The 16,128-nt window shown below is 69.7% G+C and carries 13 protein-coding genes and 1 pseudogene; 6 read left to right on the forward strand and 8 right to left on the reverse strand.

Translation table 11 applies throughout. The annotated features are described in order from the left end of the window. The first annotated feature begins 22 nt into the window (after positions 1-22). The 3 genes and pseudogenes from QFZ50_RS00185 (at position 23) to QFZ50_RS00195 (ending at position 3,885) form a co-directional block, all read left to right on the forward strand. Complete coding sequence (locus tag QFZ50_RS00185; RefSeq protein WP_307080690.1) at positions 23-1,063, forward strand: lipid II:glycine glycyltransferase FemX; 1,041 nt, start codon at positions 23-25, stop codon at positions 1,061-1,063. A 2-nt stretch (positions 1,064-1,065) separates the two neighbouring features. Beyond that, positions 1,066-2,140 (forward strand): annotated as a pseudogene (locus QFZ50_RS00190) (lipid II:glycine glycyltransferase FemX). Positions 2,141-2,361: 221 nt separating this feature from the next. Beyond that, on the forward strand, positions 2,362-3,885 hold the full coding sequence (locus QFZ50_RS00195; protein WP_373462292.1) for a threonine/serine exporter family protein: 1,524 nt from the start codon (positions 2,362-2,364) through the stop codon (positions 3,883-3,885). Between the two features lie 55 nt (positions 3,886-3,940). On the opposite strand, the gene QFZ50_RS00200 is transcribed toward QFZ50_RS00195, so the two are convergent. Beyond that, positions 3,941-4,771 (reverse strand): uracil-DNA glycosylase, encoded by an 831-nt coding sequence (locus QFZ50_RS00200; RefSeq protein WP_307080696.1) that lies wholly within the window; start codon positions 4,769-4,771, stop codon positions 3,941-3,943. Positions 4,772-4,880: 109 nt separating this feature from the next. On the opposite strand from QFZ50_RS00200, the gene QFZ50_RS00205 reads away from it, so the two are divergent. After that, positions 4,881-5,186 (forward strand): DUF3263 domain-containing protein, encoded by a 306-nt coding sequence (locus tag QFZ50_RS00205; protein WP_307080699.1) that lies wholly within the window; start codon positions 4,881-4,883, stop codon positions 5,184-5,186. A 41-nt stretch (positions 5,187-5,227) separates the two neighbouring features. Beyond that, entirely contained in the window at positions 5,228-5,863 is a 636-nt protein-coding gene (locus QFZ50_RS00210) for a LytR C-terminal domain-containing protein (RefSeq protein WP_307080701.1), read from the forward strand. Positions 5,864-6,303: 440 nt separating this feature from the next. Here QFZ50_RS00210 and QFZ50_RS00215 read toward each other — a convergent pair whose 3' ends face one another. Then, a complete protein-coding gene (locus tag QFZ50_RS00215) occupies positions 6,304-6,753 on the reverse strand; it encodes a TM2 domain-containing protein (protein ID WP_307080703.1) in 450 nt (149 codons plus the stop codon). Positions 6,754-7,439: 686 nt separating this feature from the next. Between QFZ50_RS00215 and groL the strand changes: the two genes are divergently transcribed. Beyond that, complete coding sequence (gene groL, locus QFZ50_RS00220; RefSeq protein ID WP_307080705.1) at positions 7,440-9,074, forward strand: chaperonin GroEL; 1,635 nt, start codon at positions 7,440-7,442, stop codon at positions 9,072-9,074. Between the two features lie 164 nt (positions 9,075-9,238). Here groL and QFZ50_RS00225 read toward each other — a convergent pair whose 3' ends face one another. From QFZ50_RS00225 to QFZ50_RS00250, 6 genes are all read right to left on the reverse strand, one after another. Then, positions 9,239-9,529, reverse strand: a complete 291-nt coding sequence (locus tag QFZ50_RS00225; protein ID WP_307080707.1) for a WXG100 family type VII secretion target — start codon at positions 9,527-9,529, stop codon at positions 9,239-9,241. Positions 9,530-9,593: 64 nt separating this feature from the next. Next, positions 9,594-10,280 carry a sensor histidine kinase gene (locus tag QFZ50_RS00230; protein ID WP_307080710.1) on the reverse strand — a complete coding sequence of 229 codons (687 nt, stop codon included), beginning with the start codon at positions 10,278-10,280 and terminating at the stop codon, positions 9,594-9,596. Then, a complete protein-coding gene (locus tag QFZ50_RS00235; RefSeq protein ID WP_307080712.1) occupies positions 10,253-11,161 on the reverse strand; it encodes a HAMP domain-containing protein in 909 nt (302 codons plus the stop codon). Before QFZ50_RS00235 ends, QFZ50_RS00230 begins: the two co-directional genes overlap by 28 nt. 9 nt (positions 11,162-11,170) lie before the next feature. Continuing rightward, a complete protein-coding gene (locus tag QFZ50_RS00240) occupies positions 11,171-11,881 on the reverse strand; it encodes a response regulator transcription factor (protein ID WP_105031248.1) in 711 nt (236 codons plus the stop codon). 59 nt (positions 11,882-11,940) lie between these two features. Beyond that, positions 11,941-13,656, reverse strand: coding sequence for a DNA repair helicase XPB (locus tag QFZ50_RS00245; RefSeq protein ID WP_307080714.1), 1,716 nt, complete (start codon positions 13,654-13,656; stop codon positions 11,941-11,943). Continuing rightward, positions 13,649-16,054, reverse strand: coding sequence for a helicase-associated domain-containing protein (locus QFZ50_RS00250; protein WP_307080715.1), 2,406 nt, complete (start codon positions 16,052-16,054; stop codon positions 13,649-13,651). Before QFZ50_RS00250 ends, QFZ50_RS00245 begins: the two co-directional genes overlap by 8 nt. Between the last annotated feature and the right edge of the window lie 74 nt (positions 16,055-16,128).

Raw genomic sequence — 16,128 nt, forward strand, 5'->3', positions numbered from 1 at the left:
CCCTACCGTAGACTCGATCATCATGACTACCCGCTTCGCGACGCCCGACGAGATAGCCCGTTGGAACAGCATCATCAGGGATAATCCGGACGGCGGGAACGTGATGCAGGGGCGGGAATTCGCCGAGCAGAAGCGTGCTACGGGCTGGACCCCGGTCTACCTGATGATGGACGGGACCGCGCTCACGGTGCTGCAGAAGACCGTCCTCCCGCTCGGCCGCTACTGGTACGTCCCCAAGGGCCCGGGCGTCCGCGACGCCGCAGCCCTCGTCGCGCTGCTGCCCGAGCTGAAGGCATTCGCCGCCCGCCGGGGCGTGTTCGGCATCAAGGTGGACCCGGAACTCCCCGCCGATCCCGCCGTGGCGGCGACCCTCGAGGCCGCGGGCCTGATGCGCACCGTCAACGTCCAGCCCAACGTGTCGACGGTGATCCTCGACATCTCCGGCGACCTCGAGAGCATCGAGGCGTCCTTCGGCTCGAAGACCCGCTACAACATCCGTGCTGCCCGCAAGGCCGGCGTCGAGACGCGCGTGGTGGAGGTCGACGACGAGAACTGCCGCATCTTCTACCGCCTGCTCGACGAGACGGCGGAGGGCAGCTTCTCGATCCGCAGTGAGGAGTACTACACCGCCTTCTGGCAGCGCCACGCCCGTGCCCAGGCAGGGGCCTTCCTGTTCGCCTACGTGGACGGCGACGTGGTGTCCGCGGACTTCATCATGGTGCTCGGCGCGAAGGCCAGCCGCAAGGACGCCGCCAGCACACGCAAGCGCACCGTCCGGGGAGCCAGCGCGCTGCTCGAGGTGGCAGCGATCGAGTGGCTCAAGACCCGCGGGGTCACGGAGTACGACCTCTGTGGCGCGCCGCCGTCGAGCGAGGCGAAGAACAAGGACCACGAGCACTACGGCATCGGCATGTTCAAGACCGGGTTCAACTCCACCATCACCGACTTCGTGGGCACCTTCGACCTCCCCGTCAGGCCCCTCCAGCACCGCGCCTGGCTGCGGATCGGCGAACGGGCCGCCCTGAAGATCCACCGCATGCGCCACCACGAGAGCTGGTACTGAGAATGACGGAGTTCACCGCACGTGCCGCCACGGCGGACGAGGTGGCGCGCTGGGACGAGCTCGTCCCCGCGAACCCGCTGGGAGGCAACATCCTCCAGTCGGGTCCGTTCAGCCGCGTCAAGCAGCGCCAGGGCTGGCTGCCGGTCCACCTCGCCGTCGAGTCCGCCGCCTACACCAGCTATGTCATCGCCTACCAGCGCAGCATCCCCGCCCTCGGTGCCCTCTGGTACCTGATCAAGGGCCCCCGACACCGCCGTACCCGAGGACGTCCCGCCGTTCGTCGACGCCGTCGTCGCCTACGCCCGTCGCCGTCCGGGCCGCGTGTTCGCGGTGAAGATCGAACCCGACTTCCCGGATACCGACGAGCTGCGTGCCCTCTTCACCGGCGCCGGTCTCGTCAAGACGTTCAACATCCAGGCCAATGACAGCACCGCCATCCTCGACCTCACCCCGGACGAGAACCAGCTGCTGCGGAACCTCTCCTCACGCGGACGGAACGCCGTGCGCCGTGCGCTGCGCGACGGCGTCCAGGCCCAGCGGGTCGAGCCGACGGAGGAGACGTACAGAACCATGTACGCGCTGATCGGCCAGGCCCAGCAGGGCCGCCTCTCCGCCGTGCCGAGGCCGTACGAGTACTACCGCGGCTTCTGGCAGGAGTTCGTCGACGCCGGCATGGGGCGCTTCTACTTCGTCTTCGAGGACGGGAAACCCTCGGTCGGTGCGTTCGTCATCCTCTACGGCCGGAAGGCCACCTACAAGGACGGCGGCTCCCTGCCCAAACGCAACCAGTACGGGGATTCGCACCTCGTCCAGTGGGAGGCGATCCTTGATATGAAACGCCTCGGCGCCCGCGAGTACGACTTCTGCGGCACCCCTCCGGCCAGCCGGCTCAAGGACAAGGACCACCCGCAGTACGGGCTCGGGATGTTCAAGACGAGCTTCACCAAGACGGTGACCGACTTCGCAGGATGCTACGACGCCATCGTCCGGCCCCGCACCTACCGTGTGTGGCACTCCATCGGCGAACGTGTCGCCCGGCAGATCCACTGGCGCCGTCACCGGCAGCCTTTCTACTAGGCCTCCCAGGCCACCCGAACCACCGGAGGGACGATTCAAGAGGTGCTCGCATGACAGACGGCCATCGTGAGGAACCGGTGGAGGGCCACTCGCCCACCACCAATCCGTCGCCCGTCGCCGAAGCCCTGCCCGTCATCCGGCGTCCCTTCGATCCGAGCGACGACGAGAAGAGCAGGCTCGCTGCGGGCAAGGGCGACGGCGGAAAGCCTCCGAAGGCCCCCATGCCGCCGCGGCGTCCGGCCGCCGCTCCGAAGGGCCCACGCCAGGGCCGGCAGCGGCAACCCGTTGCGCGGCCGACCGACGCGCTGCCCACCACGCCCCGTAGCGTGCCGTCGTCGACCCGTCCCAACGCGGCCGCCCGCACCATGCTCCGGCGCCTCGTCCAGGGCGAGGCCCCGCCCACCCAGGCCATGAGCATCGTGGAGCGGCTCGCCGGGAGCCCGTATGCGAACCCCATGATCCACGTCGGCGGCCCGGACGCCAGTGCACGCAAGGCCCTGGACTTCGCGCTCAACCTCGCCGAGACCATGTTCCGGTACGGCGCGGGAGCCCTCGAGGTCGAGAGCAGCATCATCGCGGTCACCGCGGCCTTCGGCCTCGACCACATCGAGGTGGACATCACCAACCAGTCAGTGGTGATCAACTATTCGGCGAGGGACCAGACGCCGACGACCGTCCTGCGGGTGGTGCGCTCCTGGACGAACAACTACGCCGGCCTCACGGCCATCCACCGGCTGGTCTCCGACATCGCCGACGGCGGTGTCTCGCGCACCGAGGCCGCGCAGCGGCTCGACGAGATCATCCACCGGCCCAAGCCCTTCCCGCGCTGGATGGTCACGGGGGCGTTCGGGATCTTCGCGGCAGCCATCGTCGCGTTCGTCGGCGGGAGCCCGCTCGCGTCACTGATCGGGTTCGCCAGCTGCATCCTCGTGGACCTGGTCAGCCGCAAGCTGGGCGAATGGCGCGTACCGGAATTCTTCTCGGTCGCGACGTCCTCCGCACTCGTCACCCTCATCGCGCTGCTGTTCTGGTGGCTGCACGTGCCGATCTCGCCGGCCCTCGTGGTGGTGGGTGGCATCCTCCTGCTCCTGCCCACGGGCCGGCTCGTCTCGGCGACCCAGGATGCCATCAACGGATTCCCCGTCACCGCCGCGGGCCGGTTCCTCTCCGCGGTCCTCGTCTTCGCCGCCCTCGTGGCGGGCATCGCCGTCGCCCTGGTGGCCGGAGCAGCGCTCGGCATCCCCGAGCTGGAGGTCCTCGAGTCCTCGGGCAGCCGGTATCCGTGGCCGGTGGTCGCCGTGCTCACCTTCGTGGCCGTGGCCATGATCTGCGTCGCTGAGCAGACCGACGTGAAGCTCGTGATCCCGACGTCCCTCGTGGCCGTCGCGGGATACCTCCTGATGATCAGCGCGATGACTGCGGGCGTCGGCTACCGGCTCGCGCCGGCCCTGGCCGCGATCCTGATCGGTGCGCTGTCGCGCGTCGTGGCACTCCGGCTCGGTGCTCCGCAGCTGGTCGTCGCGGTCCCGGCAGTCCTGTTCCTGTATCCGGGACTGACCATCTTCCGCTCCATGTACATGCTCACCATCGACTCCGAGGTGGCGAGCGACGGCGCGTTCGGCCTCTTCAACGCCCTGACGATCGTGCTGGCGGTCGCCGCGGGGGTCGTTCTCGGGGACAACCTCGCCAGGCCCTTCACGCGGAAGCTGAGCTCCAACGAGCGCCAGCGGAACCGGCGGCGGTAGGCCCGAGCGGGTGGCACCGACGGTTGGACCGGATCAGCGCCGGATCAGCGCCGATTCAGGCGCCGGAGGTGTCCGCCGCCGTGTGCGACCAGTCGATCGGGTCGGCTCCCTGCTGCGCCAGGAGCTCGTTCGCGCGGGTGAACGGTCGTGAGCCGAAGAATCCGCGGGAGGCGGAGAGCGGGCTCGGGTGCACGGACTCGACGGTGGGCGTCGCGCCGAGCAGCGGCTTGAGGCGCAGGGCGTCCTTGCCCCAGAGGATGGCCACGAGCGGGCCGCCCCTGGCCACGAGTGCGCCGATGGCCGCGTCCGTCACCAGTTCCCACCCGATCCCGCGGTGCGAGGCGGTCTCGCCGGCGCGCACCGTGAGCACCCGGTTGAGGAGCAGGACGCCCTGCTCCGCCCAGCCGGACAGATCGCCCGTCGCGGGCGGCGCGGAGCCGGTGTCGGAGGCCAGCTCACGGTAGATGTTCACCAGGCTTCGCGGGATGGGGCGGGTCGCAGGGTCGACGGCGAAGCTCAGCCCGACGGCGTGGCCCGCCGTCGGGTACGGGTCCTGGCCCACGATGACGACGCGCACGCGGGCCAGCGGAGTGGTGAAGGCACGGAGGATGTGGTGAGCCTCGGGCAGTACCTGCCGCCCCTTGTCGAGATCGGACCCGAGGGACTCGGCGAGCTGGTGGAGGACCGGTTCGACAGGCTTCAGGGCCTCGGCCCAGTCGGCGGGGAGGAGGTCGCCGACGTCGGCCGGTGCCGCGAACGGGAAGGCCGAGGCGTTGGGTGAGGGAGCCGTGGTCCCGGCTCCCTTCCGGGCTCCGCGGGCCTTCGTCGTACTGCTCGCGGGAGGCGTGTCGGGAAGATCGAAGAGTGCGCCGTCATCGTGGGTCATGGCCCCATTCTCGCGCCCCCATCAGGGCCCCGCTCCCGGAATGACACCCGTGTAATTCCGCTCTACCATGGGAGGACAGTTGTGCCGGCAGACGGAAGGCGGTGGCGCGATGGTGGAGCCACAGAGCCACCCGGAACACCCGGCCTCCGGGCAGGATCCGAAGCCGGCCCTGGGGGACCGTGAACAGCGCATGCTCGCCCTCGAGCGCGAGTGGTGGAAGTACTCCGGTGCGAAGGAGCAGGCCATCCGCGACCTGTTCAACATGTCGGCCACGCACTACTACCAGGTGCTCAACGCCCTGATCGACACCGAGGCAGCCCTCGCCCACGACCCCATGCTCGTGAAGCGGCTGAGGCGCCTGCGATCCACCCGCCAGAAGGCACGCTCCGCCCGACGCCTCGGCGCGGACATCTGATCCAGCCCGCCACGGTCCACGAGCGAAGGACAACCTCATCCATGACTGATCACCCACGGGACGAGTTCGACAAGGTCCCGGAGGCTTCCGCGCGCCAGGGCGTCCACCGGGAGCGGCTCATCCCGGCACGTTCGAGTGGGCTGGGCCTCAAGATCACGGTGGGGGTGCTCGCTCTCCTGATCGGCCTCGGCGCCTACTTCCTCCTCCCCAGGCTGGGCTTCACCGGTGGGGGCGACGGCGCTGCAGCCGTGCTGCCCAGCAGCGCACCCAGCGCGTCGGCCACCCAGGACGATGCGTCGTCCGACGAGCCGTCGGCCTCGACCGGAGCCACCGCCGCGGATGACGGCGACGCGACCGACGAACCGGATGCGGACGCGACGACGGGTGCTGACGAGGCCGACCTCGATCTCGCCCAGACGGTCAACGTCCTCAACGGCACCGGTTCTCCCGGACTGGCGTCGGTGGCCTCGGCGCGTCTGGCCGCCGAGGGCTGGGTGTCGGCGCTGCCGGGGAACTGGGCCGGCGCACCGCTGGACACCTCCGTGGTCTTCTACAACGGGGAGGAGCAGCGGGCGGCCGCCGAGGCGGTGGCGGCGGACCTCGGCATCACCGACCTCGCCGACAGCCCCGGGATCTCGCCGTACATCTCCGTGGTGCTCGGCCCGGAGTTCCAGTAGGCATTCCACGTGGTGCCGGTTCGGCCGCGGCTGCTACCGGGGGCTGTAGCCGGGGCCGCGCTCGCGACCGGCGGCCGTAGCTAGGACCGGAGCTGGAACCCGGGCCGTGACCGGCGGCCGAAGCCGGGACTGTGACCGGGCCGCTGTTGTGAGCACGGCTGCGACCGGCAACCGTAGCTGTGAACGAACCTGAACCGCAGTTGTGACTGCGGCCGTGACCGGCGGCCGAAGCCGTGACTGTGACGGGCCGCGGTTGTGAGCACGGCTGCGACCGGCAAACGTAGCCGTGACCGGGACCGGAACCGCGGTTTGACTGCGGCCGCGGGTGCGACCGGGAGTGCGGCAATGACGGCGGCCGGGGCCGCAGCTGGGAGCGCGGTCGCGACCGGCGGGCAGGCCGCCCGCGCGACCGTCACGCCGCGAGCGTCACTCCTTGAGAGTCAGTCCTTCAGCGGCACGCCGCGAGCGTCCGTCCTGAACTGGTCGGATCCGACGAGGATCAGGATGCCCTCGATGAGTCCCCAGATACCGGCCGCGATGGCACTGAGCCCGAACGTCAGGAACACTCCGACGGTGGACAGGAGGACCAGGACGATACCGATCGTGGTGTAGCCGAGGTAGAACCTGTGGATACCGAGGGACCCGAGCAGGATCCCGAGGACTCCGGCGACCACGCGGGACTTCTGGGGCGCGTACGGCCGGCCGTACTGACCCTGCGGGTAACCGCCTTGGTTGTAGCCGCCCTGCGGGTAACCGCCCTGGTTGTACGGACCCTGCGGGTAGCCGCCCTGGGTCGGAGGGGACTGTGCGCCGGGCGCCTGCCCGTACGGGCTCTGGCCGTAGCCGCCCTGAGGGTTCTGGTCCTGCGGGTAGGGGCTCTGGGTAGGCATCTGTTGCTGGTACGGATCCTGGCCCGGGGTCTGCTGGGTGTACGGGTTCTGCACCGGAGGCTTGGACGCATACGGATCGGCGTCCGTAGCCGGTGTGTACGGTTTGGTGACCGGCTGCCGGGACGAGGTCGCGGCGTCGCCGGCGCCCGCAGGACCGGGGTAGGGGCGTCCTTCCGGACCGCCGCTGGAGTCCTGTCCCGGGGTGGTGGGGCTCCCGCTGGAGGCGGTGGCTTCCGGGTCCTGCCGCTCGGGCTGCCCGCCGGGCTGCCCGCCGGACTGCCGCTCGGACTGCCCCTCGGACTGACCGTCCGATTGTCTTTCGGGACCGCTTGCTGACGACGACACTGTGCCTCCCCTTGTGCTCGTGATAGGCCCAACCTATGCCCTCGATGCCCTCTGCGCTACGCCCCGGGTGCAACCGTTCGCCACACCGTCACAAGCACGCCGTCCAGGGGCGGGGCAGGTTGCACTCAGGTGGTGAGAGTGCTAATTATTGAGTTGGCACTCACGCGCGCAGACTGCTAAATCTGCGGGTGGCGAGTGAAGCAGGCAAACCTCTGTGGTGGGGGTGGCGCCCGGAACGTGAAAGAGATCGTTCAGGCGTCGTCCGGCCGTCGCGGGCACCGCACACAGGCAGCGCATTCAAGTGCTTCAGATGCAACCGTCCCGAAAGGACCTAAGCCGTTATGGCCAAGATCATTTCTTTTGATGAAGAGGCCCGCCGCGGCCTCGAGCGAGGGCTCAACATCCTCGCTGATGCCGTCAAGGTGACGCTCGGCCCCCGTGGTCGCAACGTCGTGCTCGAGAAGAAGTGGGGCGCCCCCACCATCACGAACGATGGCGTGTCCATCGCCAAGGAGATCGAACTCGACGATCCGTTCGAGAAGATTGGTGCCGAGCTCGTCAAGGAGGTCGCCAAGAAGACCGACGACGTCGCAGGCGACGGCACCACCACCGCCACCGTGCTCGCCCAGGCCCTCGTCAAGGAAGGCCTGCGCAACGTCGCTGCCGGAGCTGACCCGCTGAGCCTGAAGCGCGGCATCGAGAAGGCTGTCAAGGCCGTCACCGACGAGCTGCTCGCCTCCGCCAAGGAGATCGAGACCAAGGAGCAGATCGCTGCCACGGCATCGATCTCCGCCGGTGACACGCAGATCGGTGACCTGATCGCCGAAGCCCTCGACAAGGTGGGCAAGGAAGGCGTCATCACCGTCGAGGAGTCGAACACGTTCGGCCTCGAACTGGAACTCACCGAGGGTATGCGCTTCGACAAGGGCTACATCTCGGGCTACTTCGTCACCGACGCCGAGCGCCAGGAGACGGTGCTCGAGGATCCCTACATCCTGATCGTCAACTCGAAGATCAGCAACGTCAAGGATCTCGTCGCCGTTCTCGAGAAGGTCATGCAGTCCGGCAAGCCGCTGCTGATCATCGCCGAGGATGTCGAGGGCGAAGCCCTCGCGACCCTCGTGGTCAACAAGATCCGCGGCACCTTCAAGTCCGTCGCCGTCAAGGCTCCGGGCTTCGGTGACCGCCGCAAGGCACAGCTCGCCGACATCGCCATCCTCACCGGTGGCCAGGTCATCGCCGAGGAAGTCGGCCTCAAGCTCGAGACCGCTACCCTCGACCTGCTCGGCACCGCGCGCAAGGTCGTCGTGACCAAGGACGAGACCACCATCGTCGAGGGAGCCGGCGACGCCGACGCCATCGCCGGTCGCGTGGCCCAGATCCGCGCCGAGATCGAGAACTCCGATTCCGACTACGACCGCGAGAAGCTGCAGGAGCGCCTGGCCAAGCTGGCCGGCGGTGTCGCAGTCATCAAGGCCGGCGCAGCCACGGAGGTCGAGCTTAAGGAGCGCAAGCACCGCATCGAGGACGCCGTCCGCAACGCGAAGGCAGCCGTCGAGGAAGGCATCGTCGCCGGTGGTGGCGTAGCCCTCATCCAGGCCGGCGCCAAGGCGTTCGCCAACCTCGAGCTCTCGGGCGACGAGGCGACGGGCGCGAACATCGTCCGTGTCGCCATCGATGCTCCGCTGAAGCAGATCGCCTTCAACGCCGGCCTCGAGCCGGGCGTCGTCGTCGACAAGGTCCGCGGCCTGCCCGCCGGCCACGGCCTCAACGCGGCCACCGGCGAGTACGAGGACCTCCTCGCCGCCGGCGTCAACGACCCCGTGAAGGTGACCCGCTCGGCACTGCAGAACGCGGCGTCGATCGCAGGCCTGTTCCTCACCACCGAGGCCGTCGTGGCCGACAAGCCGGAGAAGGCAGCTCCTGCCGGCGGTGGCGACGACATGGGCGGCATGGGCGGCATGGGCGGCTTCTAGCCCTCCCGGCGCCACCCGCCACCCGAGTACGAGAAGGGCGGCACTCCCGAAGGGGAGTGCCGCCCTTCCGGCGTCCACGGCCCGGACGGGGACCGCAGGCGTTCCGGCCGCCTCCGTCCCGATACGCGGACGGGGTGGAGCCTGCTGTCGTCGGCGCGATCGGGTCAGCTCATGAACATGCGGGCATTGCTCAGCTCGGCCTCGGCGTACTGCTGGGTGGCGATGGTGAGGGCTTCGTTGATGCCGGTCAGGGATTCCTCGACCTGCTGCTGGGTCGCCCGCCACTGCAGGATCAGCTGCTGGAAATTGTTCGCGGCCTGGCCGGTCCAGAGTCCTTCGAGTTCACGCAGCCCGGCCTGCATCGAGTCGACCTCCGCGCGCAGCCTCGTGATGGTGGCCTGCACCTGGCTGCTCTTCGCGGCCAGGCTGTCGGTGTCTACGTTGAAGAATGCCATTGCTGTGCTCCTCTGTGCTCACGCGTGCTGGACTCGTCCGACGCTAGGGCACGGCAGGGGACCCTCAGCGGCCCTCGCGCTGCTTGTGGACAACGGGCTTCGTCGAGGGTGCCTGTGGAGGGGAGATGCCGTTCGAGTAGGCGTGCTCCTGATCGTCCTCAGCCTCAGCCTCATCGGCGTGGTCGACGTCGTCGGCCTGGTCCTCGGCCGGCACGTGCGGCAGCCGTATCGACAGCGTGGCGCCGCCGCCCGGAGTCTCCTCCAGCCGCACGGAGCCGTCGTGCTGGGCGACCAGCGCGGCCACGATCGCGAGGCCGAGCCCCGTGCCGCCCGTCTCGCGGTGCCGTGAGGTGTCGGCACGGTAGAAGCGCTCGAAGACCTTCGCGGCGTCGTCCTCGGAGATCCCGGGGCCGTGGTCGCGGACCTCGAGGATGGCATCGCTGTGACCGTGCAGTACGGGTGCGACGCCGACCGCGAGCTCGATCGGCGAGCCCTCCGGGGTATAGCGGAGCGCATTGGTCATCAGGTTCGCGACCACCTGGCGCAGGCGGGCCTCATCGCCCCGGGTCGGTGCGGAGCGCGGGTGACCGCCGTCGAGCCCGATCACGGTGATGGTCCGGTCCGGTGCCGTGGCCCGTGCGTCGAAGGCGGCGTCGTGGCCGAGCACCATGAGGTCCACCGGCTTCATGTCGAGGGGGCGCTGCTCGTCGATCCTCGCGAGGGTCAGGAGGTCCTCGACCAGCTGGCCCATGCGCACGGCCTCGCTCTCGATCCGCCCCCCATCGCAGCCGCGACGTCCTCCTCCTTCTGCAGGGCACCGTGCCGGTAGAGCTCGGAGTAGCCGCGGATGGTGACGAGCGGTGTGCGCAGTTCGTGGGAGGCGTCCGCGACGAAGCGACGCATCTTGGTCTCCGACGTCGTCCGGGCGGCGAACGCCCGTTCGATGTGCGCGAGCATCGCGTTGAGGGACCGCGAGAGACGCCCGATCTCCGTGGAGGGGCGTTCGACGGCGACACGACGGGAGAGATCGCCGGCGGCGATGGCCGCTGCGGTGCGTTCCACCCGTGCGAGGGGGGCGAACTGCCGGGTGACGGCGACGAACGCGATGAGTGAGGCCAGCACCGTGGTGATCAGGCCCGAGGTGAAGATGATCTCGGTGGCCTCCTGCAACGATTCGTTGACGGTGTTGAGGCGGGAACCGATCGCGAGATAGCCCTCGGTGTTGGCGAACCTGAAGATCCGCACCCGCCAGCCCTCACTGTCCGCGTCCGTGCTGGCCACGTCGAAGCCGCTGCCATCGAGGTCGATGATGCGTTCCTGGGTGATGCCGCCGAGGTCCGGGATGTCCTCGGCATCATCGGACTGGTTCGCCACCAGCTTGTTGCCGTTCCCGTCCAGCACGGCGGCGTAGTACCGCAGCACGGCGCCGTCCGCCTGCGGTTCGGCGGTGTAGATCTCGGCCGCGACGGCCCGGGCGTTGCTCTGGAGATCGGCGTCCACGCGGTCGATCAGTCCGTCGCGCAGGAGGGACACCGTCGCGAGGCCGGTGATACCCACCGTGACGATCATCAGGAGCATGATGATCGCAACGAGCTGCGAGCGGAGCGACGCCGCGGTCCAGCGCTTGATCAAGGGGCTGCGCTACCGCTTGTCGGCGGTGCGAAGCAGGTATCCCACTCCGCGCTTGGTCTGGATCAGGGCGACGGCGTCGGGGTTCCGATCGATCTTGCGGCGGAGGTAGGAGATGTAGGACTCCACGATGGACGCGTCGCCGTTGAAGTCGTACTCCCAGACATGGTCGAGGATCTGGGCCTTCGAGAGCACGCGGTTCGGGTTCATCATGAGGTACCGCAGGAGCTTGAACTCGGTGGGGGAGAGGTCGATCGTCTCCCCGCCGCGCCTCACCTCGTGCGCGTCGTCGTCGAGTTCCAGGTCGTCGACGCGGATCACGGCGTCGTCGTCCTCGAGGGGATGCGTGCGGCGCAGGACGGCCCGGATGCGGGCCACGACCTCGTCGAGGCTGAACGGTTTGGTGACATAGTCGTCGCCACCGACCGTCAGTCCTGTGACCTTGTCGTCGGTGTCGTCCCGGGCGGTCAGGAAGACCACCGGGAAGTGCCTGCCGGCAGCCCTCAGGCGACGTGTGACGGTGAAGCCGTCCATGTCGGGGAGCATGACGTCGAGCACGGCGAGATCGGGGTTGTGCGTCTCGGCAGCGGCGAGGGCATCGCGACCGTTGGCGGCGGCGACGACGTCGAAACCGGCGAACCTGAGCGAGGTGGAGAGGAGCTCGCGGATATTCGGTTCGTCGTCGACGACCAGCAGTTTCGCTTCGGGGGCTGTTTTCTTCACCCCACCAGTATCCGCACGTTGTCTGTGAATTGGCTGGACCATCCCTGTGGGATAGCTCCTTAGTCTCTGGGCTCCTTGTCCCCGGTGGGCGCATCACCCGTAGGAGCATCGCCGGCCGGGGTGTCCCCGAGCGGCACGTCCCCGATCGAGGCGGCGTCGAGGATGCGGTACGCGTAGCCCTGTTCGGCGAGGAAGCGCTGGCGCTTCGCCGCGAAGTCCTGATCCAGCGTGTCCCGTGCCACGACGGTGTAGAAGCGGGCGGCCCGGCCGTCGGCCTTGGGACGCAGCAGGCGGCCGAGGCGCTGGGCCTCCTCCTGCCGCGATCCGAACGAGCCCGAGACCTGGATGGCCACCGATGCCTCCGGCAGGTCGATCGAGAAGTTCGCGACCTTGGACACCACCAGCACCGTGACCTCGCCCGCCCGGAAGGCGTCGAAGAGCCGCTGCCGCTCTTTGACCGTCGTCTCACCCTTGATCAGGGGTGCATCAAGCCGAGCCGCGAGGTCGTCGAGCTGGTCGATGTACTGGCCGATCACGAGGAGCTGTTCGCCCTTGTGTGCCGCGACGAGCTTCTCCACGACGTCCGACTTCGCGTCTGAGGTCGAGCACAAACGGTACTTGTCCGCGTCCTCGGCCATGGCGTACGCGACCCGCTCGTCGCGCGGCAGGTCCACCCGTACCTCCACGCAGTCGGCCGGGGCGATGTAGCCCTGCGCCTCGATGTCCTTCCACGGGGCGTCGTACCGCTTCGGGCCGATCAGCGAGAACACCTCGCCCTCGCGGCCGTCCTCGCGCACGAGGGTGGCCGTGAGCCCGAGTCTGCGCCGCGCCTGGAGGTCGGCGGTCATCTTGAAGATGGGGGCGGGGAGGAGATGGACCTCGTCGTACACGATCAGGCCCCAATCGTTCGCGTCGAGCAGTTCCAGGTGCGGATACAGTCCACCCCGCTTGGTGGTGAGGACCTGGTACGTCGCGATGGTCACCGGCCGCACCTGCTTCACGGCTCCGGAGTACTCCCCGATCTCCTCCTCCGTGAGCGAGGTGCGCTTGAGCAGCTCGTCCTTCCACTGCCGGGCGGACACGGTGTTCGTGACGAGGATCAGCGTGGTGGTCTGGCTCGTGGCCATCGCGGCGGCTCCCACGAGCGTCTTCCCCGCACCACAGGGCAGGACGACGACGCCGGAACCGCCCGACCAGAAGTTCTCGACGGCGAGCTGCTGATAGGGGCGGAGGGACCAGCCGGTCTCGTCGAGCACGATGGGATGGGGGGTCCCGTCCACGTAGCCCGCGAGGTCCTCGGCGGGCCAGCCGAGCTTGAGCAGCAGCTGCTTGAGCTGGCCGCGCTGGGAGGAGTGGACGACGACGGTCTCGCCGTCGATCCTCGGGCCGAGCAGCGGCTGGATCTTCTTGGCGTGCAGGACTTCCTCGAGGACCGGGTAGTCGGTGGTCCGCAGCACGAGGCCGTGCTGCGGATCCTTTTCGAGACGGAGGCGACCGTACCGGGACATGGTGTCCTCGATGTCGATCAGCAGGGCGTGCGGCACCGGGAAGCGTGAGTACTTCAGGAGCGTGTCGAGGACGCGTTCGGCGTCGAGCCCGGCGGCACGCGCGTTCCAGAGACCCAGCGGGGTGAGGCGGTAGCTGTGCACATGTTCCGGGGCACGTTCGAGCTCCGCGAAGGCTGCGATCGCATGCCGTGCCTCGGTGGCCTGCTCGTGGTCCACCTCGAGCAGGATGGTCTTGTCACTCTGGACGATCAGCGGCCCGTCAGCCATCTGCGGTGCTCCCTTCGAGGATTTCCACGTCCATAACGCGATGCACGGACACGACTTTCTCCACCTGCGTCTCGGGGTCCACCACGCGCAGGCGGCCCCCCGATACCGAGAGTGGAACAAGGACCTGGCGGACGTGATTCCCCTCGCTGTCCGCGGTGCCGAGGCGGATACGACTGCGGGACCGGATCGCGGCCCGCAGCGTCTCCAGCCCGAGGAGCGTCCCACTGTCGGATCCGCTCCCAGGGTCCGCCGGACCGGGCTTCGCCGAGCGCAGGGCCGTGAGCTGTGCGGCGATCTCGTCCTCGGCCACGGACCAGGGGTTGAGCCGCGACCTCAGCTGGTCCGCCGGCACGCGGGCGGGCGGGGAGGGCTCGCTCTGCCCGGGCGGCGGACCGACGGTACCGACGGCGTCCGAGGCCGGCGAGAACCCGAGGTCCCGCAGGAGCGCCGTCAGCTCGGGCGCCGAGGCCGGCGAGACCAGGACGGTCGGTGCCAGCTGGACGATGCCGAGCACCGCGGCCCGGGGGTCCGCCAGCACGGCAGCGGTGACGGCGTCGTCCTCCGTGCGCAGGTAGCTGCCGGCGCGGCCCACGAGGAGCCTGCCGTACCGCGATGCGGTGTCCTCCACGAGGTAGGCCAGGGCCTGCGGTACCTCGGTGGCCGAGGAGGAGCGCAGGAAGGCGAGGATCGACGGCGCGTCCTCGCCGGCGTCGAGTGCCGCACGGATCGAGTCGGCGGAGAAGCGGTAGGTGGTGGCCGGGCCCTGCCCCTCGGGCGTGGCCATGCGCAGCAGTCCGCGGGCGATCTCCGGCTGCAGGTATCCGGGTGCGACGGCGGTGAGATCGGCCTGCAGCACCACCTGGGAGACAGGCTCCGGCAGGGCCTCGCGGACGGCGAGTGCGGCGTCCTCGAAGCGGTCCTCGGCGACCAGCCGTCCGGCATCGGTGAGGGCGCCGCCGCCGGTCAACCCGAGGGAGGCGGCTTCGGCGAGCATGCCGGGCAGCAGGCGGGCGAACCGCCGGTGCAGGCGCGGCTGGTGCCAGGAGGCCAGGCCGATGACGGACTGCTCGTCGAGGACGGGGACCGGTGCCGGATGGGCCGCGTCCGTACCCGAAGCGGCGTCGGCGAGTTCGACGGCCACGGCGAGGAGCCGTTGGCGCACCATGGGGGCATCTGGCCGGGAGGCCTCCGCGGCGAGTGCGTTGATGGCGGTGCCCTCCGGGAGCCGGGACCCGACGAGTGCCGGCGCCCGGTCCACGGCCAGCCACCCTTCCACGAGGAGGAGCCACTGGGCGTCCCGGTCCAGGGCCTCCCAGGCGTCGAGCCGGGAGGTCTTCCAGCGCGAGTCGTCGGGATCGAGGGTCAGGAGCCCGACGGCGGCGGCGAGTTCGAGCAGCCACGCCGCCGTGCCGTCATCGCTGCGCAGCGCCTCTCGCACCCGCCGGAGCTCCCGCACCCCGACGCCCCCGGAGCGCAGGGTGGCGACGGGCGTGGAGGACACGGAACCGAGGAGGGCGGTCATGAGCCGGAGGGTCTCAGCGATGGCACCGAACGCCGCATTGTCGCGCAGGCTCGCACGGGTGGTGCGCCCGGTGGCGGTGGGCGGCACCACGTCGAGCGACGGGAAGACGGCATGCCCGCGCAGCGCCATCCCGACGTTCCGTGGCAGTTCCACGTGCAGGGCATCCAGCGGCGCGAGCAGGCACCGGTCCTGCAGCCAGCGCACCGCAGGCGGCGTGTCCGTGTCGCCCGCGGCCGCCGTCGAGCCGACCGGAGCGTCCCGTAACCGGGACAGGAGCGTCACGGCGGGCTCCGGGGCGTCGGACAGGACGCGGTCCCACCTGGCCGGGTCCGCCGTGAGGAGGGCGAGGGCCTGCGCGGCGGAGGCGCTCGTCATCGCGCCGTCGACGGCATCGGGGTCCAGCAGCGGCACGGCCTGGATCAGCGCGGGACCGAAGCGCGGGATGGACCTGGCGAGCGTGCGGAAGGGCCTGCCGAGTCCGGCGGGGTAGGGGCCGACGGCGTCGGGCAGTGCGCCCACGGGCAGGAAGCCCCCCATCGCGGACCCCACGATCAGGGCGCGCGCCACGAGGTCGGTGAGGACGGCGTCGAGGGCCACGGGGTCCACATCCGTGAAGGCGCTGATCAGCCGTGCCTGCGAGACGGCGGCGCCGTCGTCGTCGCTGAGGACGACGATCGCCTCGAGGACCTGGAGGTACGGGCGAGGGACGTTCTCGAGGGCGCGCTGCAGGCTGACGCGGGTGGACGCCCGTGCCGCGAGCGCGGCGAAGTCGGGCACCGGGGGAAGGATGAGATCGGGCCGGACTGCGAGCAGGCCGCGCAGGTCGTCGTCGCTCCTGCGGGCCAGGTCTTCGGCCAATGCTCGGATGGCGGACATTCATTCAAGGGTACCTGCCGCCTCCGACACGGGCGGGGGTGACCGGGAGCCCGACGTCGTCCTGGCGTTGCCGG

The organism is Arthrobacter agilis (genome assembly GCF_030816075.1).
Taxonomy (GTDB): Bacteria; Actinomycetota; Actinomycetes; order Actinomycetales; family Micrococcaceae; genus Arthrobacter_D; species Arthrobacter_D agilis_E.